The 25,151-nt window shown below is 59.9% G+C and carries 21 protein-coding genes; 7 read left to right on the forward strand and 14 right to left on the reverse strand.

The features are described 5' to 3' along the window. Positions 1 to 231: 231 nt before the first annotated feature. Positions 232 to 819: a LysE family translocator gene (locus tag ACZRKZ_RS05015; protein ID WP_463970503.1), complete on the forward strand. Its 588-nt coding sequence runs from the start codon at positions 232 to 234 to the stop codon at positions 817 to 819. 1 nt (position 820) lies between these two features. Here ACZRKZ_RS05015 and ACZRKZ_RS05020 read toward each other — a convergent pair whose 3' ends face one another. From ACZRKZ_RS05020 to gloB, 11 genes are all read right to left on the reverse strand, one after another. Further along, complete coding sequence (locus ACZRKZ_RS05020; RefSeq protein ID WP_463980903.1) at positions 821 to 1,654, reverse strand: AraC family transcriptional regulator; 834 nt, start codon at positions 1,652 to 1,654, stop codon at positions 821 to 823. Between the two features lie 76 nt (positions 1,655 to 1,730). Beyond that, entirely contained in the window at positions 1,731 to 4,199 is a 2,469-nt protein-coding gene (locus ACZRKZ_RS05025; RefSeq protein ID WP_463980904.1) for a TonB-dependent siderophore receptor, read from the reverse strand. 112 nt (positions 4,200 to 4,311) lie between these two features. Further along, on the reverse strand, positions 4,312 to 5,280 hold the full coding sequence (locus ACZRKZ_RS05030; RefSeq protein ID WP_463980905.1) for a FecR domain-containing protein: 969 nt from the start codon (positions 5,278 to 5,280) through the stop codon (positions 4,312 to 4,314). Beyond that, positions 5,277 to 5,807, reverse strand: a complete 531-nt coding sequence (locus ACZRKZ_RS05035; RefSeq protein ID WP_463980906.1) for a sigma-70 family RNA polymerase sigma factor — start codon at positions 5,805 to 5,807, stop codon at positions 5,277 to 5,279. The genes ACZRKZ_RS05030 and ACZRKZ_RS05035 overlap by 4 nt, the downstream gene beginning before the upstream one ends. Before the next feature lie 131 nt (positions 5,808 to 5,938). After that, a complete protein-coding gene (locus ACZRKZ_RS05040; RefSeq protein ID WP_463980907.1) occupies positions 5,939 to 7,552 on the reverse strand; it encodes an ABC transporter ATP-binding protein in 1,614 nt (537 codons plus the stop codon). A gap of 1 nt (position 7,553) precedes the next feature. After that, a complete protein-coding gene (locus ACZRKZ_RS05045) occupies positions 7,554 to 8,573 on the reverse strand; it encodes an ABC transporter permease (RefSeq protein WP_133103206.1) in 1,020 nt (339 codons plus the stop codon). Between the two features lies 1 nt (position 8,574). Further along, complete coding sequence (locus ACZRKZ_RS05050; protein WP_463980908.1) at positions 8,575 to 9,648, reverse strand: microcin C ABC transporter permease YejB; 1,074 nt, start codon at positions 9,646 to 9,648, stop codon at positions 8,575 to 8,577. A 1-nt stretch (position 9,649) separates the two neighbouring features. Beyond that, positions 9,650 to 11,488 carry an extracellular solute-binding protein gene (locus ACZRKZ_RS05055; protein ID WP_463980909.1) on the reverse strand — a complete coding sequence of 613 codons (1,839 nt, stop codon included), beginning with the start codon at positions 11,486 to 11,488 and terminating at the stop codon, positions 9,650 to 9,652. Further along, positions 11,485 to 13,314: an extracellular solute-binding protein gene (locus ACZRKZ_RS05060; RefSeq protein ID WP_463980910.1), complete on the reverse strand. Its 1,830-nt coding sequence runs from the start codon at positions 13,312 to 13,314 to the stop codon at positions 11,485 to 11,487. Before ACZRKZ_RS05060 ends, ACZRKZ_RS05055 begins: the two co-directional genes overlap by 4 nt. A 192-nt stretch (positions 13,315 to 13,506) precedes the next feature. Beyond that, on the reverse strand, positions 13,507 to 14,919 hold the full coding sequence (locus tag ACZRKZ_RS05065; protein ID WP_463970494.1) for a lytic transglycosylase domain-containing protein: 1,413 nt from the start codon (positions 14,917 to 14,919) through the stop codon (positions 13,507 to 13,509). A gap of 98 nt (positions 14,920 to 15,017) precedes the next feature. Further along, positions 15,018 to 15,785: a hydroxyacylglutathione hydrolase gene (gene gloB / locus ACZRKZ_RS05070; RefSeq protein ID WP_463980911.1), complete on the reverse strand. Its 768-nt coding sequence runs from the start codon at positions 15,783 to 15,785 to the stop codon at positions 15,018 to 15,020. Positions 15,786 to 15,850: 65 nt separating this feature from the next. Here gloB and ACZRKZ_RS05075 point away from each other — a divergent pair, with 65 nt between their 5' ends. The 5 genes from ACZRKZ_RS05075 (at position 15,851) to ACZRKZ_RS05095 (ending at position 21,082) form a co-directional block, all read left to right on the forward strand. Then, a complete protein-coding gene (locus ACZRKZ_RS05075) occupies positions 15,851 to 16,609 on the forward strand; it encodes a class I SAM-dependent methyltransferase (RefSeq protein WP_463970492.1) in 759 nt (252 codons plus the stop codon). Between the two features lie 102 nt (positions 16,610 to 16,711). Further along, entirely contained in the window at positions 16,712 to 17,164 is a 453-nt protein-coding gene (gene rnhA / locus ACZRKZ_RS05080; RefSeq protein WP_149414993.1) for a ribonuclease HI, read from the forward strand. 156 nt (positions 17,165 to 17,320) lie between these two features. Next, on the forward strand, positions 17,321 to 18,061 hold the full coding sequence (dnaQ, locus tag ACZRKZ_RS05085) for a DNA polymerase III subunit epsilon (protein ID WP_463981451.1): 741 nt from the start codon (positions 17,321 to 17,323) through the stop codon (positions 18,059 to 18,061). Between the two features lie 175 nt (positions 18,062 to 18,236). Then, entirely contained in the window at positions 18,237 to 20,492 is a 2,256-nt protein-coding gene (locus ACZRKZ_RS05090) for an Orn/Lys/Arg family decarboxylase (protein WP_463980912.1), read from the forward strand. 20 nt (positions 20,493 to 20,512) lie between these two features. Next, the gene (locus ACZRKZ_RS05095) at positions 20,513 to 21,082 is read left to right on the forward strand and encodes a GNAT family N-acetyltransferase (protein ID WP_149415002.1); all 570 of its coding nucleotides are present in this window, start codon (positions 20,513 to 20,515) and stop codon (positions 21,080 to 21,082) included. A gap of 10 nt (positions 21,083 to 21,092) precedes the next feature. On the opposite strand, the gene ACZRKZ_RS05100 is transcribed toward ACZRKZ_RS05095, so the two are convergent. Further along, a complete protein-coding gene (locus ACZRKZ_RS05100) occupies positions 21,093 to 21,995 on the reverse strand; it encodes a LysR substrate-binding domain-containing protein (RefSeq protein ID WP_463980913.1) in 903 nt (300 codons plus the stop codon). A gap of 206 nt (positions 21,996 to 22,201) precedes the next feature. Continuing rightward, the gene (locus ACZRKZ_RS05105; protein ID WP_133103217.1) at positions 22,202 to 22,438 is read right to left on the reverse strand and encodes a hypothetical protein; all 237 of its coding nucleotides are present in this window, start codon (positions 22,436 to 22,438) and stop codon (positions 22,202 to 22,204) included. A gap of 227 nt (positions 22,439 to 22,665) precedes the next feature. Here ACZRKZ_RS05105 and ACZRKZ_RS05110 point away from each other — a divergent pair, with 227 nt between their 5' ends. Beyond that, the gene (locus ACZRKZ_RS05110) at positions 22,666 to 23,223 is read left to right on the forward strand and encodes an NADPH-dependent FMN reductase (protein ID WP_463980914.1); all 558 of its coding nucleotides are present in this window, start codon (positions 22,666 to 22,668) and stop codon (positions 23,221 to 23,223) included. Between the two features lie 46 nt (positions 23,224 to 23,269). On the opposite strand, the gene poxB is transcribed toward ACZRKZ_RS05110, so the two are convergent. Beyond that, positions 23,270 to 24,994 (reverse strand): ubiquinone-dependent pyruvate dehydrogenase, encoded by a 1,725-nt coding sequence (poxB, locus tag ACZRKZ_RS05115; protein ID WP_463980915.1) that lies wholly within the window; start codon positions 24,992 to 24,994, stop codon positions 23,270 to 23,272. Positions 24,995 to 25,151: the final 157 nt, after the last annotated feature.

Below are 25,151 nucleotides of genomic sequence, written 5' to 3' on the forward strand. Positions count from 1 at the left end.
GTGGCCTTGGCCCCCCACCACAAAAGTCATCCATCAGGCATAACCGGTGTGTTTGCCTACGGTGACGCGGCATTTCCGCAGGTTCGGTAGCGCGGGCGGCGATGTTGCTGCATTTGAGCAATAGCCTGGAGCGGATGCCGGGGGAGTGAGGGGCATTTTCTTCAATACCTGATCGGCAAGGCGCTTTATCGTGTTTGTCATACCCACCTGACAAAACAAAAGGGAAGCGCAATGAGTTTGATCATGTCCATGGCCGCCTTCGCACTGGCTACCTCCATTACACCGGGGCCGGTGAACGTGGTGGCCTTGAGTTCGGGGGCGCGTTTTGGTTTTGGCGCGAGCCAGAAGCATGTGGCCGGGGCATCCCTTGGATTCACCTTGCTGCTGGTGTTGATTGGCCTGGGGTTGCATGAGCTGTTGGTGCGCTGGCCGGTGCTGACTCAGGGCATTCAATGGGCCGGCGTCGCCTTCTTGCTCTATATGGCCTACAAGCTGGCGGTGGACGATGGGCGGCTCGATGCCGAAACCACAGCAACGGCTCCATCAATGCTCTACGGCGCGATTATGCAATGGCTCAATCCCAAGGCTTGGCTGGCTTGTGTCGCGGGGATGGGGCTGTTCGCCGCTCAGGGAGAGGCCAGGCAGGTCTGGCAATTGGCGGCGGTGTATCTGGTGGTCTGTTATCTATCGGTGGCGTGCTGGGCCTACGTCGGGACGTTCTTTCGCCGTTACCTGAGTAATGCCCGTGGCATGCGCCTGTTCAACCGAGTGATGGCGCTGTTGCTGGTGATCAGCGTGGTGTACCTGCTGCTGGCCTGACTCAGCCGCGATACTGCCCTGGCGTGGCCGCCAAGTGCTGCTTGAAGGCACGTTGGAAATGCGCCTGGTCGGCAAAGCCCGCGGCCAGTGCCACGTCGGCGATCAACTGGCCGTCGCGCAGTTGGGCGCGGGCAAACTGGATGCGCCGGTTAACCAGGAACGCATGGGGCGTCATGCCGTAATACTGTTTGAACGCCCGGATCAGGTACGACGGCGACAGCTGTGCCGCCAGGCAGATGTCTTCCAGTTTCAGCGCCTCGGTGCAATGTTCGCGGATGTACTCGGCGGCCCGTTCCAGCTTGTGGTTGACCTCACGTACAACGGTTGTCGCCGGGTTCAGGCGTAACTGCACCTCACTGAAGAAACTCACCACCGCGCTCTGCTTGTGCAAGTGCTCGGCCTGCTCGTCCACCAATACTTCATACAGCTCGTTCAGACCGCCAAATAGCACGGGGTCGCGAGTGTGGGTGGTGGTGAACTGACGAAAGTCCAGCTCGGTGCTGAACCCCAATTGATGCTGCAGATCGGTCAGCCAGGGCGTGTCGATATACAGCATGTGATAGGACCAGGGCTGGTCGTCGATGGGATTGCAGGCGTGGACGTCGCCGGGGTTCATCAGGACCACGGTGCCGGCGCTGATCTGGAAAGTAGACGAACCGTGGATATACAGGCTCTGCCCGGCGATGATTGCGCCAATCGAAAAGTGCTCGTGGGAATGCCGGGTGTAGCAGACCTTGCGACCATCGGCGATGGTCCGGGCCTCGATGAAAGGCAGGCTGTCGTCGCGCCAGAAGCGCGGCGACCGCGAAGGTTGATCAGTGGCGTTCAGCGACATGTCCGTAGCTCCATCCCGAGCAAGGTCGAGCCTGGAACATTACACAGCCTTGCGCTGAATCGCCACGTGCATCAGGTCAGAAGTCCCACTTGGTCGCTAGTTGCAGGCTGCGGGGCTCGCCATAGAAGCCGGTGCCAAAGTTGCCCAGGCCCGTGTAGTACTTTTTGTCGAAGGCATTCTTGACGTTCAAGGTGGTGCTCAAATGCTCGTTGAAGCGATAGCGCGCCATCAGGTCCACCAGGAAGTAGCTGTCCTGGGTGATACGTTCGTATTGACCGAAGTTGACCGGGTCATTGGGATTGGGCTGGAACACGTTGCCGAAGAACTCGTTCTGCCAGTTCACGCCGGCGCCCAGCGTCACGTTCTCCAGGGCGCCCGGCAGGCGATAGGAGTTGAACAGGCGCACCACTTGCTGCGGCGTGGTGGTTTGCAGGACTGAGCTGTAGACGTAGTCGTTGTTGGCATCGCGAGTGTGCTGGTAGGTGTAGCCGGCCGAGACATTCCAGCCATCGAGCACTTCACCGGCCAGTTCCACCTCGAAACCCTTGGTGGTGGCGCCGGCAATCGGGCGATACACCGAGTCGGTTTCAAAGCCGGAGACGTATTGGGCAACGTTGTCCTGCTCGATGCGGAAGGCGGCGAAACTGGCATTCAGACGACCGTCGAAAAATGCGGCCTTGAGGCCGGCTTCGTAGGTGTCGCCTTCGATTGGGTCAAGCAGTTTGCGGTCGACGTCCTTACTGTTTTGTGGCTGGAAGATCTTGGTGTAGCTGGTGTACACCGACCAGATGTCGTTGAGGTCGTAGACAATACCAGCATACGGGGTGACGACGCCGGTCTGCTTGTAACTGGTGCGGTTATCGGCAGTCGCCGGGTCGTAGAAATCGGTGTTGTCGTTGCTGCTGAAGTTGCTGAGCCGTGTGCCAAGGATCACCGACAAGTCATCGGTGGGCTTCAGTCGGGTGGCCAGATAGGCACCGGTCTGGCGCTCGACGATGTCGGTCTGGCCACTGCGCGGGATGTTCGGTTTCAGGTATTCGCCGCGCCAGTCATAAATGCTGCCACCCACTGGCGGGTAGATCGAGCCGTAGACCGGAATGTCCTGTTTCGAGCGGGTGGCCATGAAGCCCATGATCAACTCGTGCTCGCGGCCAAACAGGCTGAACGGGCCGTTGAGGTTGACGTCCAGGGTGTTCTGCACCTGATCGCCCTTGTACTTGCCCATGAACATGTACATGCCGTCGCCGGTGACCTGGTCCGGGTTGCCGCCACTGGCGGAGGCGAGCAGGGTGTCGTGCTGGCTGCGCTTGCGGTCCAGGCTGACTTTCAGCGACCAGTCGTTGGCCAGTTTTTGTTGCACCGAGGCGAAGAGCGTCTGGTTCTGGAAGTCGCGGCGGCTCCAGTCGGCGGCCGGGTTGAAGGACCGGGAGAAATTAGTCCGATTGCCGTTGCTGAAATACATCGGGAACCCGGTCCAGCTGGCGCCACGGGAGCGGGTGTCCTGCTGGTCGATGCCGAAGGTCAGCAAGGTGTCCGGCGTCAGGTCGGCTTCGAGGATGCCGTAGGCGATATCCTTGGTGTTCTGGTAGTGGTCCAGGTAGGACGAGCGATCCTGATAGACCCCGACAAAGCGTCCGCGCACGTTGCCCGATTCGGTCAGCGAGCCGGAAATATCGCCTTCGGTGCGGTAGTTGTCCCAGGAGCCGACGGTGCCGGTCACCGAGGCCTTGAATTCCTTGGTGGGCTTTTTGCGGATCAGGTTGACCGTGGCCGATGGGTCGCCAGCGCCGGTCATCAGGCCCGAAGAACCCTTGATGATTTCCAGGTGATCGTAGACGGCCATGTCGGTGCTGGTGGTGCCATAGTCATACACACCGTCGTAGGTGGAGTTGACGCCGTCGTACTGGAAGTTGGTGATCGGCAGGCCACGGCTGGAGAACTCCCAGCGCTCACTGTCGTAGTTCTGCACGCTGACGCCCGGCGCGCGGCGCAGGGTGTCGGCGATGCTGTTGGAACCCTGGTCGTCCATTTGCTGGCGGGTAATCACCGTCACCGATTGTGGTGTCTCGCGGATCGATAGCGGCAAGCCGGTGGCCGAAGACATCGAACCAGTGGTGTAGGAGTGACTGTCTTCGGTGGTGGCGTCCAGGCCCTGGCCGGAGATGGTGGTAGCGCCCAGTTCCAGGGCGCCGGTGCTGACAGGCGCCAGTTCCAGCACGTAGCCGTTGTTGTCCTGGGGTAGGGCTTGCAGGCCACTGCCTTGCAACAGGCGCTGCAAACCGCTGGCCGGTGTGTAGCTGCCACTGAGACCTGGGCTGGTTTTGCCGGTGGCCAGGCTGTTGTGACCGGCGATGAAAATTCCCGACTGCTCGGCAAAGCGGTTCAACACGCTGACCAGGGAGCCAGCGGCGATGTTGTAGCTGCGGGTGGCTTCTTGGGTCGATGGCGCTTCGGCGGACTGGACATTGAGCGAGCCCAGGCAGAGCAGGGTAGCGGTGATGGCCAGCGCCAACGGACGTACAGCGAAAGCAGCGGGTTGCGACATGGAGGGTTTCCCTTTTTTCCAGGCGTTGGATCAAGTCGTTCGGTGAATACGAAAGCGTCTGCTGGGTTAACCGAGCGAGCGTTGGAAAAGGGAACTGATAACGGAAACTTTTTTATGCCGAAGGGTTTTTTGGCCCGACCGTGACCCACCATGGCATGAGTATGTCCACGCGAATCGGCAGTGCGGCTTGCAGCAGGTGCAACGCGTGATTGCTGTCCTTGAGGGGGAATGAGCCCATCACCGGCAGTTGTGCCACCGCCGGATCGCAACCCAGATGGCCTGGGCGATAGCGATTGAGCTCGACGATCAGCTTGCCGAGAGGGAGGTTGTCCGCCAGCAACACGTCGCGGCTCCAGGCTTCGCGGGTGGCGGACGCTAGCGAGGTGGCGTTGAATCCGTTGCGGGTGAATGTCACCTGCTGCCCGGCCTCGATAATTCGCACCTGCTGGCTGGCGGCGGTGCGCACTTCGACTCGGCCCTCAAACACATTGAGGGCAGTGCTGTCGCCGTCTTGCAAGACACTGAAACGGGTGCCCAGTGCACGCAGGCGGCCCTGCTCGGTCTCCACCAGGAACGGACGGTTCCCATCCTTGGCGGTCTCGATCAGCACTTCGCCAAAGCGCAGGTACAGCAAGCGTTGAGCGGTATCAAAGCGCACATCCAGGGCGCTCAATGCGTTGAGCCATACGTGGCTGCCATCAACCAGCAGCGTTTCGCGGGTTTCACCGCTGGCGGTGGCATAGTCTGCACTCCAGCCGCCCACCAGCCGGGGCAGGGCGGTGTTGCGCCAGGTGCCCCAGGCCAGCGTTGAACCTGCGCACAACACCAGCAGGGCCTTGAGGGCCTGGCGCCGGGAACTGCGCAGGGCGCGGCTGGCGCCATGGGACTCCTCGGCCAGCGGCGCAAAGCGTTGGCTGACACGCTCCACATAACGCCAGGCAGCCTGGTGCTCAGGACTTTGCCCCAGCCAAGTCTGCCAGTGTTGCTGTGCCTGCGCGCCCACCGGCTGATCCTGCAGGCGTACGTACCATTGCGCGGCCTGTTCCAGGCTGGCGTGGCTGAGCTTTCCAGGGCTGTTCATTCCACCAGCATCCCGTCCAGTTCCGCTTCCAGCACCGCGCAATGCAGCAGCGCCTGGGCCAGGTACTTTTTCACCATCCGTTCGCATACCCCGAGCTGAATGCCGATTTGCTTGTAGGGCATTGCGTGCAACTGGGCCAGCAGGAAGGCCTTGCGGACCTTCTGGGGCAGGCGAGCCAGCATCGCGTCCACTTCGTAGAGGGTCTCGACGATGATTGCCCGTTGTTCCGGTGATGGCTGTACGGCTTCAGGGCGTGCAGCGAGACTTTGCAGCCAAGCCTGTTCCAGCTGTCGCCGGCGCCAGTGATCAATGCACAGGCCACGGGCGATGGTGGCCAGATAGGAGCGCTCGCGCACTTCACCAGCCTCGGCCGGTGGGCGCTTGAGCACGCGGATAAACGTGTCGTGGGCCAGGTCAGCCGCATCCCAACGGTTGCTCAGGCGCCGACGCAACAGCCCCAGTAGCCAGGAATGGTGAGTGCCATAGAGGAGGCTGAATGAGGTAGGCGAGGTCGACACAATATCCATCCGGCACAAATGCCTTGGTGTAAATAGGAATTGGTCGCGATTAAAGCAAAGAGGCGAAAGCAGTGCAAATGATATTGGTTTGCTTTTGGGTGTATTTCCTCAGAGTCCGTTGCCGCTACAGGGGGATAGATTCAGGGGCGCTCTGTGCACGGCACCAGAAACGCCGCCTCCAGTAACTGCCGGGTATACGCATGCTGAGGATCGGCGAAGATCGCTTGCGCATCACCCTGTTCCACCACTTGCCCATGCTTGACCACCATCAACTGGTGACTCAAGGCCTTGACCACCGCCAAGTCATGGCTGATGAACAGGTAGGTCAGGTTGTACTTGGCCTGCAGGTTGCGCAGCAGTTCTACCACCTGGCGCTGCACCGTGCGGTCCAGGGCCGAGGTCGGTTCGTCCAGCAGGATCAGCCTTGGTTTGAGCACCAGTGCCCGGGCGATGGCGATGCGCTGGCGTTGACCGCCGGAGAATTCATGGGGGTAACGGTGGCGGGTTTGCGGGTCCAGGCCGACTTCCTTGAGGGCGGCGATAATCGCTTCCTCCTGTTCGGCCGGGCTGCCCATCTTGTGAATGCGCAGGCCTTCGCCAACGATCTCGCTGACGCACATGCGCGGGCTCAAACTGCCGAATGGGTCCTGGAACACCACCTGCATTTCCCGGCGCAATGGTCGCACCTGTTGTTGGGTGAGGCGATCCAGTTGCTGGCCTTCGAAGCGAATACCGCCCTTGCTGCCGATCAGCCGCAGGATCGCCAGGCCTAATGTCGACTTGCCCGAACCGCTTTCACCGACGATGCCCAGGGTTTGGCCCTGGGGCAGGCTGAAGTTGATGCCGTCTACTGCCTTGACGTAATCGACGGTAGTGCGCAGAAAGCCCTTTTTGATCGGGAACCAGACCTTCAGGTCATCGACCTCCAGCAATGGCGGGCCGATGACATTGGTGGCTGGCAAGCCGCTGGGCTCGGCGGCCAGCAGTTCCTGGGTATAAGGATGTTGCGGTGACTGAAATAGCGTTTCGCAATCAGCCTGCTCGACGATACAGCCGCGCTGCATCACGCACACCCGGTGGGCAATGCGCCGCACCAGGTTCAAGTCGTGGCTGATCAACAGCAAGGCCATGCCCAACCGTGCCTGCAGCTCCTTGAGCAGTTCCAGGATCTTCAACTGCACGGTCACGTCGAGGGCGGTGGTCGGCTCGTCGGCGATCAGCAGTTCCGGCTCGTTGGCCAGGGCCATGGCGATCATCACCCGCTGGCGCTGGCCGCCGGACAGTTCGTGGGGCAAGGCCTTGAGGCGCTTGTGGGGCTCGGGGATGCCCACCAGCTCCAGCAGTTCCAGGGTGCGTTTGGTGGCGGCCTTGCCGGTCAGGCCCTTGTGCAGGCCCAGCACTTCGTTGATCTGCTTCTCGATGGAATGCAGTGGGTTCAACGAGGTCATCGGCTCCTGGAAGATCATCGCAATGCGGTTGCCGCGAATATGCCGGATGGTTTTTTCTTTCAGGGTCAGTAAGTCTTGCCCGGCGTACTGGATAGTGCCGGACGGATGCCGCGCCAGCGGGTAGGGCAGCAGGCGCAGGATCGAGTGAGCGGTCACCGATTTACCAGAGCCGCTTTCGCCAACCAGGGCCAGGGTTTCGCCGCGCTTGATATCAAAACTCACGCCATCGACCACGCGCTGGTGGTTGGCGCCCACCACGAACTCGACAGAGAGGTCGCGGACTTCGATCAGATTGTCCTGATTCATCTCATTTCCTCGGGTCGAAGGCATCGCGAGCGGACTCGCCGATAAACACCAGCAAACTCAACATGATCGCCAGCACGGCAAAGGCACTCATGCCCAGCCACGGCGCTTGCAGGTTGGATTTACCCTGGGCCACCAACTCACCCAGAGACGGCGAACCGGCTGGCAGGCCAAAGCCCAGGAAGTCCAGGGCGGTCAGGGTACCGATGGCGCCAGTCAGAATGAACGGCATGAAGGTCATGGTCGAGACCATGGCGTTGGGCAGGATATGGCGGAACATGATCGCGCCATTCTGCATGCCCAGGGCCCTGGCCGCGCGCACGTACTCCAGGTTGCGCCCACGCAGGAACTCGGCGCGCACCACGTCCACCAGGCTCATCCAGGAAAACAGCAGCATGATCCCCAGCAACCACCAGAAGTTCGGTTGCACGAAACTGGCGAGGATGATCAGCAGGTACAGCACCGGCAAGCCCGACCAGATCTCCAGGAACCGCTGCCCGACCAAGTCGACCCAGCCGCCATAGAAACCCTGCAACGCGCCGGCCACCACGCCGATGATCGAGCTGAGTACCGTCAATGTCAGGGCAAACAGTACCGAAATACGAAAACCGTAAATCACGCGCGCCAGCACATCGCGGCCCTGGTCGTCGGTGCCCAGCAGGTTGTCCGCTGAAGGCGGGGCCGGGGCCGGGACTTTCAGGTCGTAGTTGATGCTCTGGTAGCTATAAGGGATCGGCGCCCACAGGGTCCAGGCGTCCTTGGCCTTGAGCAGCTCACGGATGTACGGACTTTTGTAGTTGGCTTCCAGGGGGAATTCGCCGCCGAAGGTGGTTTCCGGGTAGCGCTTGAGGGCTGGGAAATACCAGTCGCCGTCGTAATGCACCGCCAGCGGTTTGTCGTTGGCGATCAGTTCGGCGCCCAGGCTTGCGCCGAACAAAATCAGGAACAGCCACAGCGACCACCAGCCACGCTTGTTGGCCTTGAAGCGCTCGAAACGACGGCGATTGAGGGGGGATAGATTCATCTCAATGCTCCCGGCTTTCGAAGTCGATGCGTGGGTCCACCAGGGTGTAGGTGAGGTCGCCGATCAGCTTCACCACCAGCCCCAGCAAGGTGAAGATAAACAGCGTGCCGAACACCACCGGGTAGTCGCGGTTGATCGCCGCTTCAAAACTCATCAGGCCCAGGCCGTCGAGGGAGAAGATCACTTCCACCAGCAACGAGCCGGTAAAGAAGATGCCGATAAACGCCGAAGGAAAACCGGCGATCACCAGCAGCATGGCGTTGCGAAACACATGGCCATAGAGCACGCGATGGTTGGTCAGGCCCTTGGCCTTGGCGGTCACCACGTATTGCTTGTTGATCTCGTCGAGGAAGCTGTTTTTGGTCAGCAAGGTCATGGTGGCGAAGTTGCCGATTACCAGGGCGGTGACGGGCAACGCCAGGTGCCAGAAATAATCGAGTACCTTGGCGCCCCAGCTCAACTCGTCAAAGTTATTGGAAGTCAGTCCTCGCAAGGGAAACCAGTCGAAATAACTGCCGCCGGCAAACACCACGATCAGCAGGATCGCAAACAGGAACGCCGGTATCGCATAGCCGACGATGATCGCCGAACTGGTCCAGACGTCGAAATGGCTGCCATGGCGCGTGGCCTTGGCGATCCCCAGCGGGATCGACACCAGGTACATGATCAAGGTGCTCCACAGCCCGAGGGAGATGGACACCGGCATCTTTTCCTTGATCAGGTCGATGACCTTGGCGTCACGGAAAAAACTGTCGCCGAAATCCAGCCTGGCGTAGTTCTTGATCATGATCCACAGGCGTTCCGGCGCCGACTTGTCGAAGCCGTACATCTTCTCGATTTCCTTGACCAGCGCCGGGTCCAGACCCTGGGCACCACGGTAGCTGGAGCCCGCCACCGACACTTCGGCGCCGCCGCCGGCAATTCGGCTGGTGGCGCCTTCAAAGCCTTCGAGCTTGGCGATCATCTGCTCCACCGGGCCACCGGGAGCGGCCTGGATGATGACGAAGTTGATCAGCAGGATGCCGAACAGGGTCGGAATAATCAGCAGCAGTCGGCGAAAAATATAGGCCAGCATGTTAATCGCCTCCGCTCGCCGGATCGGCGGTTGGGTCTGTATCCAGGGTCACGGCAGGTTTGGCATCGGGCTTGATCCACCAGGTGGCGATACCGACGTCATAGCGCGGAGGGACCTTCGGGTGGCCGAGGTGATCCCAGTAGGCCACTCGGTAGGTCTTGATGTGCCAGTTGGGGATCACGTAGTAGCCGAACTGCAGCACCCGGTCCAGGGCCTTGGCGTGGGCTATCAGGCTTTTGCGCGAGTCGGCGTCGATCAGCTCTTCCACCAACTGGTCGATGGCCGGGTCTTTCAGGCCGATGTAGTTACGGCTGCCCGGATTGTCGGCGCTGGAAGATTTCCAGAACTCACGCTGCTCGTTACCCGGTGAGGAGGATTGCGGGAAGCTGCCCACCACCATGTCGAAGTCACGGGAGCGGATGCGGTTGATGTATTGAGAGACGTCGACCCGACGAATCACCAGGTCTATCCCCAAGTCGGACAGGTTGCGCTTGAACGGCAACAAAATGCGCTCGAACTCGGTCTGGGCCAGGAGGAACTCGATGGTCACCGGCTTGCCGGTGGCGTCGACCATCTTGTCGTCGACGATACGCCAGCCGGCCTCTTGCAACAGTTGATAGGCTTCGCGCTGCTGGGTGCGGATCATGCCGCTGGCATCGGTTTTTGCCGGCTGGAAGGCTTCAGTGAATACCTGGGGCGGGATCTTGTCGCGCAGCGGTTCAAGAATTGCCAACTCTTCGGGGCCGGGCAGGCCGATGGCCGCCATGTCCGAGTTTTCAAAGTAACTGCGGCTGCGGGTGTAGGCGCCGTTGAACAGTTGCTTGTTGCTCCATTCAAAGTCCAGCAGCAGGCTGATGGCCTTGCGTACGCGCACATCCTGGAACATGGGCTTGCGAATATTGAAGACGAAACCCTGCATCCCGGTCGGGTTGCCATTGGGGATCTCTTCCTTGATCAGCCGGCCCTGGGTGACGGCTGGAATGTTGTAGGCGTTGGCCCAGTTTTTCGCACTGATTTCCTGCCAGTAGTCGAACTGGCCGGCCTTGAGTGCTTCCAGTGCAACGGTGTTGTCGCGGTAATAGTCGGTGACTCGGTAATCGAAGTTGTACAACCCCTTGTTGATCGGCAGGTCCTTGCCCCAGTAGTCCTTGACCCGCTCGTAGCGAATAGATCGGCCGGGCTTGACCTCGACGACCTTGTACGGCCCGCTGCCCAGTGGGACCTCCAGGTTGCCCTTGGCAAAGTCCCGAGTCGCCCACCAATGCTTGGGCAGTACCGGCAACTGACCGAGGATCAGCGGCAGTTCGCGGTTGTTGGTGCGCTTGAACTTGAACAACACCCGCAGTGGGTCTTCGGCCACCACTTCGTCGACGTCAGCGTAGTAGGTGCGATAGATCGGCGAGCCTTGTTTTATCAAGGTCTGGAAGCTGAATACCACGTCTTCGGCGCGCACCGGGTGGCCATCATTGAAGCGTGCTTCGGGCCGCAGGTAGAAACGCGCCCAGCTGTTGTCGGGGGCTTTTTCGATCTTGCCGGCAATCAGGCCGTATTCGGTAATGGGCTCGTCGAGGCCTTGCTGGGCGAGGGTGTCGTAGACCAGGGTGATGTTGTCCGCCGCTACGCCCTTGTTGATGAAGGGATTGAGGCTGTCGAAACCACCCATGCTGGACTCGCGAAAGGTGCCGCCCTTGGGCGCGTCGGGATTTACATAGTCGACATGCTTGAAATCGGCGGGGTATTTGGGCGGTTCGTCATAGAGGGTCAGGGCATGTTTCGGCGCGGCATTGGCCGCAGCACAGAACAACAGGCCACCAAGAATCACAGTACGCAAAGGTATCATTGGGCTTTCTCCGAAGCTTTCAGCCACCATGCGCTCAGGCCCAGGCTGTAGGGCGGCGTGGTGACGAAGGCGAACCGATTACGGTACGCCAGGCGATGATAGTTGAGGTACCAGTTGGGAATACTGTAGTGCTGCCAAAGCAGGACCCTGTCCAGGGCTCGGCCCGCTGCCAGTTGCTCGTCGCGGGTCTGCGCGGCCAACAGTTGTTCCAGCAGATGGTCGACCACCGGGCTGGAGATGCCCGCGTAATTCTTGCTGCCCTTGATCCCAGCCTGGCTGGAATGGAAATACTGCCACTGCTCAAGCCCCGGGCTAAGGGTCTGGTTGAGGGTCATCAGAATCATATCGAAGTCGAATTGGTCGAGCCGTTGTTTGTACTGCGCCCGGTCAACGGTGCGCAAGCGGGCGTCGATACCGATGCTCGTCAGATTCTCCACATAAGGCTGAAGGATTCGTTCCAGGTTTGGGTTGACCAGCAGTATCTCGAAGCGCAGCGGCTGCCCCTCGCTGTTGAGCAGGCGCTGGCCGGAAAGCTTCCAGCCGGCTTCGGCCAGTAGCGCCAGGGCGCGACGCAGGGTGTCTCGGGGAATGCCGCGTCCGTCGGTCTGGGGCAAACTGAAGGCCTGGGTGAAGAGGTTGGTCGGCAGTTGCTCGCGATAGGGCGAGAGCATCAGCCATTCATGGCCCACCGGTACCCCGGTGGCGGAGAATTCGCTGTTGGGGTAGTAGCTGAGCGTGCGCTTGTAGGCGCCGCTGAACAGGGTGCGATTGGTCCACTCGAAGTCGAACATTAGCCCCAGGGCTTCGCGGACCTTGGTTTGGCTGAAAGTCGGGCGTCGGCTGTTCATGAACAGACCTTGGCTCTGGGTCGGGATCTGGTGGGCAATCTGCGCCTTGATCACGTCGCCACGATTGACCGCCGGGAAGTTGTAGCCGTTGGCCCAGTTTTTCGCCTGATGCTCGATATAGATATCGAACTCACCGGCCTTGAAGGCTTCAAAAGCCACGTCGCTATCGCGGTAGAACTCCACCTCGACCTTGTTGTAGTTGTAAAAGCCACGGTTGACCGCCAGGTCCTTGCCCCAATAGTCCGGAACCCGCTCGAACACCAGTTGCCGGCCCGGCTGGACCTTGGCGATCCGATAGGGGCCGCTGCCCAGCGGGGGCTCGAACGTGGTGGCCTTGAAGTCGCGGTTTTTCCAGTAGTGCTGGGGCAGAACCGGTAATTCGCCCAGGCGCAGGATCAGCAGCGGATTGCCGGCGCGCTTGAACACAAAGCGGATGCGATGACGATTGAGGATGTCTACCCGCGCCACTTCCTGAAGATTGGTGCGGTATTGCGGGTGGCCTTCGGTCAGCAGCGTGCGATAGGAGAACGCTACGTCGTAGGCGGTGATCGGCTTGCCATCGTGGAAACGGGCTTGCGGGCGCAGGTTGAACACCACCCAACTGCGGTCCTCGCTGTATTCCACCGATTGAGCGATCAGGCCGTAGCTGGAGGTGGGTTCATCACCGGAGGGGGCGTATTGGCCGGTCCCGACCATCAGCGGCTCGTTAAGCTCGTTGACGCCGTATTGCAGGAAATTGGCAGTGGACACCGGGCTCGTACCCTTGAAGGTATAAGGGTTGAGGGTGTCGAAGGTGCCCGCGGCCATGACCCGCAAGGTGCCGCCCTTGGGCGCTGCAGGGTTTACCCAGTCGAAGTGGGTGAATTTGGCCGGGTACTTGAGCGTGCCGAACTGCGCATAACCGTGGCTCTCGGTAATGGTGGCGTTCGCGGAAAAGCTCAAGGCCAGACTTATTAGTAGAAGGAGGGAACGCTTCAAGTCAGAGATCCGATCCAGGCGGCTTGGGCTTTATGATCGGTACAGTAACAGCTTGTTCCGGCTGGAAAAAGGGAGTTGCTGTGGGATGGATCGGGCGGGCTAATTCGCTGATGAATGGGGTGAAGATCAATGTAGGAGCTGTCGAGCTGGGCTCGACAACTCCTACATTAGATTTGCAGTGCCATCGAACCCTTAGCGCGGTCCGGAAACCACCAGCATCTGCCCGGGCTTCAGCGCCAGGCCAGTACGCGGGTTCCAACGCTTGAGATGTTGCATCTCAACGTTGAAACGCTTGGCCACGATGTACAGCGAGTCGCCTTTCTTGACCTTGTACTGCGCCGGTTTCTTGCCGCCGGCCTTGGCCATCACCTTGCGGGTGTCTTGCATGACCAGGGTCTGGCCGACCTTGAGGCTCTGGCCGTTTAGCTTGTTCCAGCGCTGCAGGTCATGGACATCGACCTTGTTAGCCTTGGCAATGAACGTCAGGTTGTCACCGCTCTTGACCTTGTAGCTGCGCGAGCGACCGGCGATGGCTTTGTGTTCCACTTCGTCGAACACCGGCTTTTTCGGTCGCAGGCTCAGCAACTCCTCGGGATTCATCGCCGACAGGCTGCTGGCCAGCAACTGCGCCTTGGACGTCGGCACCAGCAAATGCTGGGGGCCATCCAGGGTCGTGCGCTGTTTGAGGGCCGGGTTGAGCTGGAACAGTTCGTCTTCGTCGATCTCTGCCAGCGCCGCGACCCGGGACAGGTCCATGCTTTGCTTGACTTCGACCACTTCGAAATAGGGCGTGTTGGCGATCGGGTTCAGGTTGACGCCGTAGGCCTCGGGGGCCAGCACCACCTGGGACAGCGCCAGGAACTTGGGTACGTAGTCCTTGGTTTCCTGAGGCAGTGGCAGGTTCCAGTAGTCCGTTGGCAAACCGAGCTTTTCGTTGCGCTCGATGGCCCGGCTGACCGTACCTTCACCAGCGTTATAGGCTGCCAGGGCCAGCAACCAGTCGCCGTTGAACATGTCATGCAGACGTGTCAGATAGTCCAGGGCGGCGGTGGTGGAGGCGGTGATGTCGCGGCGGCCATCATAGGCGCGGGTCTGGCGCAGGTTGAAGTAGCGCCCGGTGGAAGGAATGAACTGCCACAAGCCGACCGCATTGCTGCGTGAATAGGCCATCGGGTTGTAGGCGCTTTCAATCACTGGCAGCAGCGCCAGCTCCAGGGGCATATTGCGTTCTTCAAGGCGTTCGACGATGTAATGAATATAGAGACTGCCGCGTTCGCCGGCGTTCTCCAGGAAGGATGGATTGCTGGCAAACCACAAGCGCTGTTGCTCGATGCGCGGGTTGACGCCCACCCCGTCCTGCAATTGGAAACCCTGGCGCATACGTTCCCAGACATCCTGGGGCACCTGGGGGCTTGGTTTCTCTGATAACCAAAGGGGCTTTTGCTTGATCTTGGCAGCAAGGATGGGTTTGGGTTGCACGGTGGATTGTGCAGCGAAATTAGTCGTTTGGCAGCCCGCCAGAGTCGCGGAGACAGCCACCGCAATGGCTTGAGCCAAGCGGGTCAATGCGTCTGAATGGTTGGATTTACGAATAGGTGACGACATTGGCTGGAAGTTAGTTCCGGGCAAAAATGTCGGGCGATTCTAGAAAGCGCTTTGGTTGCGGTCAACCATTCAGAAATTTCGTACCAGAACCTGTCTTCTTAGAACGTATCTTTCCAAGACCGCAAGCTAGCAAAAACCGCGCTCCCGGACCGGTTATTCAGGCCATTCCGTTCGTCCGCTTTTTCTTTAACAGATGTTTCCGAGGTGCGCAGGAAAGGGTTCGTGAGTTTTTCCAGGGCCAGGGTCGAAGGCAGTGTCATCTTGCCGTTGGCCCGCAACTGACGGACCTTTTCCACTCGCTCGGCGATATCGGTGTTATCCGGTTCCACGGCCTGGGCAAATTTTAGGTTGCTTTGTGTGTACTCGTGGGTGCAGTAGACCAGGGTGTCGGCGGGTAGGGCAGCCAGACGTTCCAGAGAAACATGCATCTGCTCGGGGGTGCCTTCGAACAGTCGACCGCAACCCGCGGCGAACAGGGTGTCGCCACAAAACAGCAGGCCGTGATGATAGAAGGCAATGTGCCCCAAGGTATGGCCGGGTACGGCGAAGACATCGAAATCCAAACCCAGCACGGTGATCCGGTCATTATCGTTCAGGGCGACGTCCCGGGCCGGGATCTGTTCATTCGCCGGGCCATAAACCGTTGCGCCTGAAATACTTTTCAGTTGCTCGACGCCACCGACATGATCATGGTGATGGTGAGTGACCAGGATATCGCTGAGGGTCCACTCCGGATGCTGCTTGAGCCAGCCCAGGACGGGCGCGGCGTCACCGGGATCGACTGCCGCGCAGCGATGGCTGCGATGATCCTGTAACAACCAGATGTAGTTATCGGTGAAGGCGGGCAGGGCACTGATCTGTATCATTCTTTGATTCGCCAAGCTGAACACATTGGTGCATCTTAGAACGTCTTGGTGAGTTGGAGAATGCAATGACTGATAAAGCGTTCGCCCAGGCCGATCCCGAGTGGCTGGCCCTGATCGGCGCCGCCCGTGAATGGCTGTCCGGGCCTATCGGGCAATTTTTGCTGGATGAAGAGCGGCGCATGCTCGAAGACGAGCTGGGGCGGTTCTTCGGCGGTTACCTGGTGCACTACGGTCCCTCGGCGCAGCCTCCGCCGGTTGCGCCCCAGGTACAGCGCAATGTGCGCCTGGGCGCGCCGTTGCCGGGGGTGGAGATTGTCTGCGAGGAGCAGGCCTGGCCGTTGAGCGAGCACGCCGCCGATGTGGTGGTACTGCAACATGGCCTGGATTTCTGCCTGTCGCCCCATGGGTTGCTGCGCGAGGCGGCCAGCAGCGTGCGTCCTGGTGGCCATTTGCTGATCGTCGGCATCAATCCCTGGAGCTCGTGGGGCCTGCGGCATGTGTTCGCCCATGACGGGTTGCGCCAGGCCCGCTGCATCTCGCCGTCACGGGTGGGTGACTGGCTTAACCTGCTGGGCTTCGCGCTGGAGAAACGCCGCTTCGGGTGCTATCGTCCGCCGCTCGCGTCGACCAAGTGGCAGGGCCGCCTGGCAGGATGGGAGCGCAAAGCCGGAGCCTGGCAGTTGTCCGGTGGCGGTTTCTATTTGCTGGTGGCCCGCAAGATTGTGGTCGGGCTACGGCCAGTGAGCCAGGTCCGGCGCGAACGGATGGGCAAGCTGGTGCCGATGCCGATGGCCAAGGTCAATCGCCGATCCAGCGAGCAATAAAACACTCTTTAGTATTTCGGTCGAGCTTCTCGGCCTCGGGTTTTGCTGGTCGATTATCGGCAGCCCGCTTTGATGGCCCCCGGCTTTTATGGAAAGTATGCAATGACCGATAGCGTAGAACTCTTCACCGATGGTGCCTGCAAGGGCAATCCTGGTCCCGGCGGCTGGGGCGCCTTGCTGGTGTGCCAGGGCGTGGAGAAGGAATTGTGGGGCGGCGAAGCCAACACCACCAACAACCGCATGGAACTGATGGGTGCCATTCGCGGCCTTGAAGAACTCAAGCGCCGTTGCGACGTGCTGCTGGTGACCGACTCCCAGTACGTCATGAAAGGCATCAACGAGTGGATGGTCAACTGGAAGAAGCGCGGCTGGAAGACTGCGGCCAAGGAACCGGTGAAAAATGCCGACCTATGGAAGTTGCTCGATGAGCAATGCAATCGCCACAACATCACCTGGAAGTGGGTTCGCGGGCACATCGGGCATCCCGGCAACGAACGGGCCGATCAGTTGGCCAATCGCGGTGTGGATGACGTGCGGGGTTACAAGCAGAGCTAAAGGCGGGTGGTGCACAGTCGCTGTGCTGCGGCGGGCTTATAGAGCAGCAATCGCTGTTGCCCGTTGCATGTCGGCCTTGGGCCGTCTGTGGCATGACGTGCTAATATCCCGCCCCTTGAAATACACCGAACCGTTGAGAGCTGAACCCTGATGGCCATCCGATCTGTTGTACTCGATACCGAAACCACCGGCATGCCGGTGACCGACGGCCACCGGATCATTGAAATCGGTTGTGTCGAGCTGATGGGACGCCGCCTCACCGGCCGCCACTTCCACGTGTACCTGCAACCGGACCGGGAAAGTGACGAGGGCGCAATCGGCGTCCACGGCATTACCAACGAATTCCTGGTGGGCAAGCCGCATTTTGCCGAAGTCGCCGATGAGTTCTTTGAATTCATCAACGGCGCCCAGTTGATTATCCATAACGCGGCGTTTGACGTCGGCTTCATCAATAACGAATTCGCCCTGATGGGCCAGACGGATCGCGCCGATATCACCCGGCACTGCTCGATCCTCGACACCCTGATGATGGCCCGTGGACGTCACCCGGGCCAGCGCAACAGCCTCGATGCCTTGTGCAAGCGCTATGGCGTCGACAACTCCGGCCGTGAGCTGCACGGCGCCTTGCTCGACTCCGAGATTCTGGCCGACGTCTACCTGACCATGACCGGCGGGCAGACCAGCCTGTCCCTGGCGGGTAATGCCTCGGATGGCAACGGTTCGGCAGAAGGCTCCGGCAATCGGTCTTCGGAAATTCGCCGCCTGCCTGCCGATCGCACGCCCACTGCGATCATTCGTGCCAGCGAGCAGGACATGGCCGAGCATGCGGCGCGCCTGGAGGCGGTTGCGAAATCCGCTGGCGCTCCTGCGCTGTGGACCCAACTGTGCGAACGATAGCCCTCCCGTAGATACTCTGTTCACGGTCAAGCTTTAGCGAGGCTGCGTGGGGGTGACTTGGTGCTGGGGGCTGATCTGAGGCTACAGTTGAAATTCCTCATTTGACTCTCTTCATTCGCTACAACCGCCCCCAGCTTCTACCCTGAGTACATTGCTCTCAGGACGCCAAGCTCCCATGTACAAAGACCTGAAGTTCCCCATCCTTATCGTGCATCGCGACATCAAGGCCGACACCGTCGCCGGTGATCGGGTCCGGGGCATCGCCCGGGAGCTGGAACAGGAAGGCTTCAGTATCTTCTCTGCGGTGGATTACGCTGAAGGCCGGCTGGTGGCCTCGACCCATCATGGCTTGGCCTGCATGCTGATCGCTGCCGAAGGCGCGGGGGAAAATACCCATCTGCTGCAAAACATGGTTGAGCTGATTCGCCTGGCGCGAGTGCGGGCGCCACATCTGCCGATCTTCGCCCTGGGTGAGCAAGTCACCCTGGAAAATGCCCCCGCCGACGCCATGAGCGAACTCAACCAGTTGCGGGGCATTCTCTACCTGTTTGAAGACACGGTACCGTTCCTGGCTCGCCAGGTAGCCCGCGCCGCTCGCACCTACCTCGATGGCCTGTTGCCGCCGTTCTTCAAGGCATTGGTGCAACACACGGCTGACTCCAATTATTCCTGGCACACCCCTGGCCACGGCGGTGGGGTGGCCTATCGCAAGAGCCCGGTGGGGCAGGCATTTCATCAGTTCTTCGGGGAGAACACCCTGCGCTCGGATTTATCCGTGTCGGTGCCGGAGTTGGGTTCGTTGCTGGATCACACCGGCCCCCTGGCGGAAGCTGAAGCGCGGGCGGCGCGCAACTTTGGTGCCGATCACACCTTCTTCGTGATCAATGGCACCTCGACCGCCAACAAGATCGTGTGGCACTCCATGGTCGCGCGCGATGACCTGGTACTGGTGGACCGCAACTGCCACAAGTCGGTGCTGCACTCGATCATCATGACCGGTGCCATCCCGCTGTACCTGTGCCCGGAACGTAATGAGCTGGGAATTATCGGGCCCATTCCCTTGAGCGAATTCAGTCCTGAATCCATTCGCGCCAAGATCGACGCCAGCCCGCTCGCCCAAGGCCGGGCGCCAAAGGTCAAGCTGGCAGTAGTCACCAACTCTACCTACGACGGCTTGTGTTACAACGCCGAGCTGATCAAGCAGCAACTGGGCAACAGTGTCGAGGTGCTGCACTTCGACGAAGCCTGGTACGCCTACGCGGCCTTCCATGAGTTCTTTGCCGGCCGCTACGGCATGGGCACTTCACGCACGGCTGATAGCCCTCTGGTATTCACCACCCATTCCACTCACAAGCTGCTGGCAGCCTTCAGCCAGGCATCGATGATCCATGTGCAGGACGGCGGCGCCCGACAACTGGATCGCGACCGCTTCAACGAAGCGTTCATGATGCATATCTCTACGTCGCCGCAGTACAGCATCATCGCCTCCCTGGACGTCGCCTCGGCAATGATGGAGGGGCCGGCGGGGCGTTCTCTGTTACAGGAAATGTTTGACGAAGCCCTGAGCTTTCGTCGCGCGCTGGCTAACCTGCGTGAGCACATCGGCGCACAAGATTGGTGGTTCTCCATCTGGCAGCCACCGTCGGTGGCGGGTATTGACCGCGTGGCGACTGCCGATTGGTTATTGCAACCGCAGGCCGACTGGCACGGCTTTGGTGATATTACCGAAGATTACGTGCTGCTGGACCCGATCAAGGTCACCCTGGTAATGCCCGGGCTGACCGCGGGAGGCGCCCTTGGTGAGTGCGGAATTCCGGCCGCAGTCGTCAGTAAATTTCTATGGGAGCGTGGGTTGGTGGTGGAGAAAACCGGTCTTTATTCGTTTCTGGTGTTGTTCTCCATGGGCATCACCAAGGGTAAGTGGAGTACCCTGCTGACGGAATTGCTGGAGTTCAAACGTAATTACGACGCCAATGTCAGCCTTGCAAGCTGCTTGCCTTGCGTATTTCAAACAGGCTGCGCACGTTATCAAGGCATGGGTTTGCGAGATCTGTGCGATCAGTTGCACAGCTGTTATCGCAGCAACGCAACGGCCAAACACCTCAAGCGGATGTACACGGTTTTGCCGGAGATTGCGATGAAACCGGCGGATGCCTACGATCAATTGGTCCGTGGTGAAGTCGAGGCCGTGTCCATCGATGCCTTGCCAGGGCGCGTTGCAGCGGTGATGCTGGTGCCTTATCCGCCGGGTATTCCGTTGATTATGCCGGGGGAACGCTTTACCGAATCGACTCGTTCGATCATTGATTACCTGGCATTTGCCCGGACCTTTGATAGCAGCTTTCCCGGTTTTGTTGCCGATGTTCATGGATTGCAACACGAAGACGACGGCGGTGGTCGTTGTTACACCGTCGATTGCATCAAGTGTTAAGGATGGTTATGCAAGCTGTAATGAATCCGAAGTACCCGGGGCTCAGTGTTCGAGTCGCCGACGAGGGATTTGAACCCTACGTATGGGGCAACGATTTCAGTTTTGACGTCAGCGCCTATGGCGTACCGGAGATCGGCAAGCGTGTCGATCAATGGGCGCTTGAGCAGATCTTGCCATACCGCAAGTGCTACGGCATCGACCCGCAAGAGTTCGCCAGCTACCGCGATGCAGCCGACAGCGCGGTGTTCATGGCCTACCTGGATGACCGCCCTGTGGGGCATGTAGTGGTCAGCACCAATTGGAACGGTTTTGCCCACGTTGATGAGCTGGCAGTGGTGCTGCCTGCGCGTCGCCATGGGGTGGCCAAGGCGTTGCTGGATGTGGCGCAGTTCTGGAGCCGCAAGAAAAGCCTGCAGGGAATGATGCTGGAAACCCAGAACAACAATCTTGGCGCGTGCCGTTTGTATGAGCGTTGCGGGTATGTGATGGGCGGGATTGATCACCTGCGGTATCGCGGGATTGATCCGCAGACCAGGGAAGTGGCAATTTTCTGGTATCGGTTGTTCAAGTCAGAGCTGGAAGCGGTTTGATCTGTGCGGGTTAAGTCACAGCGCCCGCCAGCAATCCCTCGGCCTTTTGCGTGACAATTTCCACCAGAGCATTCAGTGCCGGGGAAGCGACGCTGTCTTTTAGCGTCAATGCATACAGCGTCACCAGAATCGGTGGTGACAGCGGGCAGGCATCCAGCCCTGCTTCGCGCGCGCCGCTGGCGGTGAACGGATCGACAATCGCCAGACCTTCCCCGGCCTCCACCATGCTGCGCATCATCTGGTAAGTCTGCACCCGCGTCTGGATTACCGGCAGCGGCCGCAGTGCCTGTAGCTTGCTGTCAAGTAATCGACTCAGCGGGTCTTGCCCCTCCAGGCCGACCATCGCTTGGCCGGCCAACTCCTGCAGCGCAATGTACTTCTGTCGCGGCTTGAGCCAGCCGTGGGGCGCCAGCAGTTGCAGCTTGCCCTGGGCCAGCACGGCGCTGTGAATCTGCGGGTGTTCGGGGTCATGCAGGCTCAGGCCCAGGTCCGCTTCGTGTAGCAGCAGGCTTTTGACGATATCCCGGGTTGGCTGGCTCGACAGGTTGCACGGCGTGTCCTGGAACCGTCGACGCAGCAGGGCAATGCTTTGTGGTAGTAGTTGGTTGGCCAGTGGCGGTGTGCAGAGGGCGCGTAGCGGCGGGGAGTGATGGTGTTTCAGGCTGCTGGCCAGGCGCTGCAGGGGCTCTAGCGCCTCATGGATATGAGCGATGTGGGCCTGCAGTTCCAGGGTTTCACGGGTAGCTTGCAGCCGCCCGCGCACGCTGGCGAAGAGCATGAACCCCAATTGTTGCTCGGCATCCTTGAGCGCGGCGTCAACATCGGCCACGGGCAGTTGCAACCATTCGGCGGCCGTGCCGAGGTGTCCGGTCTGCAAGATGGCCTGAATCACTTCGATATGACGTAAACGCATGCCCGGAGTCTATGTTCAGCCGATTGGGGATTCAATGGGGGAAACCGGAACGCGAGAAATAAGTACGTGATGCTCGGCGAACAGGCTTGAATAATGGATGCAAAAGCACTGGAGGGGAGAGTCGAGCCGTCCCGGCCCAGTCACCACGCCATCAATGGCCAGGACTGAGCAGGTTCGCCTCTGAGACGTTGTATTGAAACCAAGTCTTATGAAGCGTGGGTCGTTTGCGATTCGCGGACGATTATGGTGCCCGACTGGATCAATCGGAACTCATCGCCTTCCATTTTTTCTACACGGTCGCCAATGGCCAGCTTGTAGGTAGTGGTGGGCGCCGAGCCAGCCAGGCCGTCGAGCGGCGGGGTGGATTCCTGGAACTCATGCACGGAATAAACGCGACCTTCCGCGTCTCTGGCATGGAACTGTCCGACAAGTACTGCTGCCATCTGTTTAGAGCCTCTGGAGATAAACACTCGATTTGCGGTTCTGTAGACCGTAGAGGAGCGGGGTAGTTTACCTATGGAAAAAAAATACTATTCGTTGACTTTTTCAGACGTCACTTACACGGACGAGTGCAAGATGAACGTCAGGGGAGTTGCCAGAACCTGCTGGTGATAGGGCCGTGAAGGCTCTATAACTACAAGCTCCTTTAGTCAGACGTCGGGAAACCCCAATGAGCAAGGTCTACACGATTGCCGTACTGGTTGGCAGCTTGAGAAAAGAGTCGATCAACCGTAAGGTCGCCCTGGCATTGGTCGAGTTAGCACCTGCCAACCTCAAACTCAATATTGTCGAAATCGGCGAGTTGCCGCTCTATAACGAAGACATTGACGGCACAATACCGCCCGCAGCCTACAGTACTTTCCGTCAACACGTGAGCTCATCCGACGCGGTGTTGTTCGTGACCCCCGAATACAACCGCTCTGTGCCCGCCGCGCTGAAGAATGCGATCGACGTCGGCTCCCGTCCTTACGGCCAAAGTACTTGGAGTGGCAAGCCTGGTGCGGTGATCAGTGTGTCGCCTGGCGCTATCGGCGGTTTTGGCGCCAATCACCATTTGCGCCAGTCTCTGGTGTTCCTTGACGTGCCCTGCATGCAGCAGCCGGAAGCCTACCTGGGCGGCGCTGGCAATGCGTTTGATGAGTCGGGGAAAGTGTCGGAGAAGACCAAGCCGTTCCTGCAAGCGTTTATTGATGCCTACGCAAAGTGGGTCGAAAAGCAGAAGGGTTGAGGTTGTGGCGAGCGGGCAAGCCCGCTCGCCACAAGGTGGTGTTCGGTTACCGCAACCAGTTAGTCCGTGCCAGCTCAATCACCTCGTCCCCGCGTCCACTCATCACCGCCTTGAGCATATACAGGCTGAAGCCCTTGGCCTGCTCCAGCTTAATGCTCGGTGGCATGGCCAGTTCCTGGGTCGCCGTCACCACATCCACCAGCACTGGGCCATCATGAGCCAGGGCGCTGCGTAGCGCCGGCTCGAGGTCTTCGGATTGCTCCACGCGAATCCCCAGAATACCCATGGCATTGGACATGGCCGCAAAGTCCGGGTTTTGCAGCTCCGTGCCGGTGTCTAGGTAACCGGCGGCTTTCATCTCCATGGCGACGAAGCTCAATGAAGCGTTGTCGTAGACGATGACCTTCACCGGCAGGTTCAACTGCGCCAGGGAAATGAAATCGCCCATCAGCATGCTGAAACCACCGTCTCCCGACAACGATATAACCTGGCGACCGGGAAACGCTGCCTGGGCACCGATGGCCTGGGGCATGGCGTTGGCCATCGAGCCGTGGTTGAACGAGCCGATCAGCCGGCGTTTGCCATTCATCTTCAGATAACGCGCCGCCCACACGGTGGGTGAGCCGACATCGGCGGTGAAGATGGCATCGTCGTCCGCCAGCTCGCTGAGCAGCCGGGTGACGTACTGCGGGTGGATCGGTCGGTTGGCTTTTGATGGCTGTGCCAGGTCGTCCAGGCCCTGCCGGGATTTCTCATAGTGTTTGAGGGACGACTCAAGGAAGCTGCGATCAGCATTGCGGGTCAGGCGCGGCAGCAGCGCCTGGATGGTTTCGCTGACATTGGCGGCGATTCCCAGGTCCAGCGTGGCGCGACGGCCAAGGGCCTGGGGATTGCGATCGACCTGGATGATCTTCGCGTCGGAGGGGTAGAACTGGCGATAGGGAAAGTCGGTGCCCAGCATGATCAGCGTGTCGCAGTTGAGCATCGCGTGATAGCCCGAGCTGAAGCCGATCAACCCGGTCATGCCGACATCGAAGGGGTTGTCCCATTCCACGTGCTCCTTGCCTCGCAGCGCGTGTACCACCGGGGCGCCAAGGACGTCGGCCAGGGCCACCACTTCATCGTGGGCTCCCGCGCAACCGCTGCCGCACAGCAGGGTGACGGATTTACTTTGCTCAAGGATGTCGGTCAGGCGTTGCAGGTCCTGTTCCGCCGGCAAGGTACGTGGCGCCAGCAACGCGGGCCATGGCTTGAATGTGTCTTCGACTTCCAGCAGCGACACATCCCCAGGAATGACCACCACCGCCACGCCGCGATTGAGGATCGCCGAGCGCATGGCGCGATGCAGCACATGGGGCATTTGTTCGGGGTTGGTCACTAGTTCAATAAAGTGGCTGCACTCCTTGAACAACTCCTGGGGATGGGTTTCCTGGAAGTAGTTCAGGCCGATCTCAGAGGACGGGATCTGTGCGGCAATGGCCAGTACCGGGACCTGGTTGCGGTGGCAATCGAATAGACCATTGATCAAGTGCAGGTTGCCCGGCCCGCAACTGCCGGCGCACACCGTCAGCTCGCCAGTGGCCGCGGCTTCTGCACCGGCGGCAAAGGCGGCAACTTCCTCGTGACGCACATGCATCCACTCGATGCTGTCCATGGTGCGCAGCGCGTCGGTGAGGCCATTGAGGCTGTCGCCGGTCAGTCCCCAGATGCGTTTGATGCCTGCTTGTTCAAGAGTGGTCGCCAGTTGCTGGGCCAGGGTGATTTTCGCCATGAAGAACTCCAATCGTCAGTGAGCTGATCAATAGGGGACAACTCGATGGTTGCCAATGTTCACCTTGAGTGGCATTGCCTGGCTCACATGAAAGATGTTTCACCGGGTGACGATCGTTTCAACGCCCACAAAAAAGCCCTGAACTCCAGCTATCCGG

The organism is Pseudomonas sp. c313, from assembly GCF_055407145.1.

Bases quoted from the DNA above. Each gene is read 5' to 3' on its own strand.
- ACZRKZ_RS05025 (WP_463980904.1), bottom strand. From the start codon at position 4,199: ATGTCGCAACCCGCTGCTTTCGCTGTACGTCCGTTGGCGCTGGCCATC.
- ACZRKZ_RS05105 (WP_133103217.1), bottom strand. From the start codon at position 22,438: ATGGCAGCAGTACTTGTCGGACAGTTCCATGCCAGAGACGCGGAAGGT.
- poxB (WP_463980915.1), bottom strand. From the start codon at position 24,994: ATGGCGAAAATCACCCTGGCCCAGCAACTGGCGACCACTCTTGAACAA.
- ACZRKZ_RS05020 (WP_463980903.1), bottom strand. From the start codon at position 1,654: ATGTCGCTGAACGCCACTGATCAACCTTCGCGGTCGCCGCGCTTCTGG.
- ACZRKZ_RS05100 (WP_463980913.1), bottom strand. From the start codon at position 21,995: ATGCGTTTACGTCATATCGAAGTGATTCAGGCCATCTTGCAGACCGGA.
- ACZRKZ_RS05015 (WP_463970503.1), top strand. From the start codon at position 232: ATGAGTTTGATCATGTCCATGGCCGCCTTCGCACTGGCTACCTCCATT.
- ACZRKZ_RS05055 (WP_463980909.1), bottom strand. From the start codon at position 11,488: ATGATACCTTTGCGTACTGTGATTCTTGGTGGCCTGTTGTTCTGTGCT.
- ACZRKZ_RS05040 (WP_463980907.1), bottom strand. From the start codon at position 7,552: ATGAATCAGGACAATCTGATCGAAGTCCGCGACCTCTCTGTCGAGTTC.
- ACZRKZ_RS05075 (WP_463970492.1), top strand. From the start codon at position 15,851: ATGACTGATAAAGCGTTCGCCCAGGCCGATCCCGAGTGGCTGGCCCTG.
- ACZRKZ_RS05065 (WP_463970494.1), bottom strand. From the start codon at position 14,919: ATGTCGTCACCTATTCGTAAATCCAACCATTCAGACGCATTGACCCGC.
- ACZRKZ_RS05090 (WP_463980912.1), top strand. From the start codon at position 18,237: ATGTACAAAGACCTGAAGTTCCCCATCCTTATCGTGCATCGCGACATC.
- ACZRKZ_RS05045 (WP_133103206.1), bottom strand. From the start codon at position 8,573: ATGAATCTATCCCCCCTCAATCGCCGTCGTTTCGAGCGCTTCAAGGCC.
- ACZRKZ_RS05050 (WP_463980908.1), bottom strand. From the start codon at position 9,648: ATGCTGGCCTATATTTTTCGCCGACTGCTGCTGATTATTCCGACCCTG.
- ACZRKZ_RS05030 (WP_463980905.1), bottom strand. From the start codon at position 5,280: ATGAACAGCCCTGGAAAGCTCAGCCACGCCAGCCTGGAACAGGCCGCG.
- ACZRKZ_RS05095 (WP_149415002.1), top strand. From the start codon at position 20,513: ATGAATCCGAAGTACCCGGGGCTCAGTGTTCGAGTCGCCGACGAGGGA.
- rnhA (WP_149414993.1), top strand. From the start codon at position 16,712: ATGACCGATAGCGTAGAACTCTTCACCGATGGTGCCTGCAAGGGCAAT.
- gloB (WP_463980911.1), bottom strand. From the start codon at position 15,785: ATGATACAGATCAGTGCCCTGCCCGCCTTCACCGATAACTACATCTGG.
- ACZRKZ_RS05035 (WP_463980906.1), bottom strand. From the start codon at position 5,807: ATGGATATTGTGTCGACCTCGCCTACCTCATTCAGCCTCCTCTATGGC.
- ACZRKZ_RS05110 (WP_463980914.1), top strand. From the start codon at position 22,666: ATGAGCAAGGTCTACACGATTGCCGTACTGGTTGGCAGCTTGAGAAAA.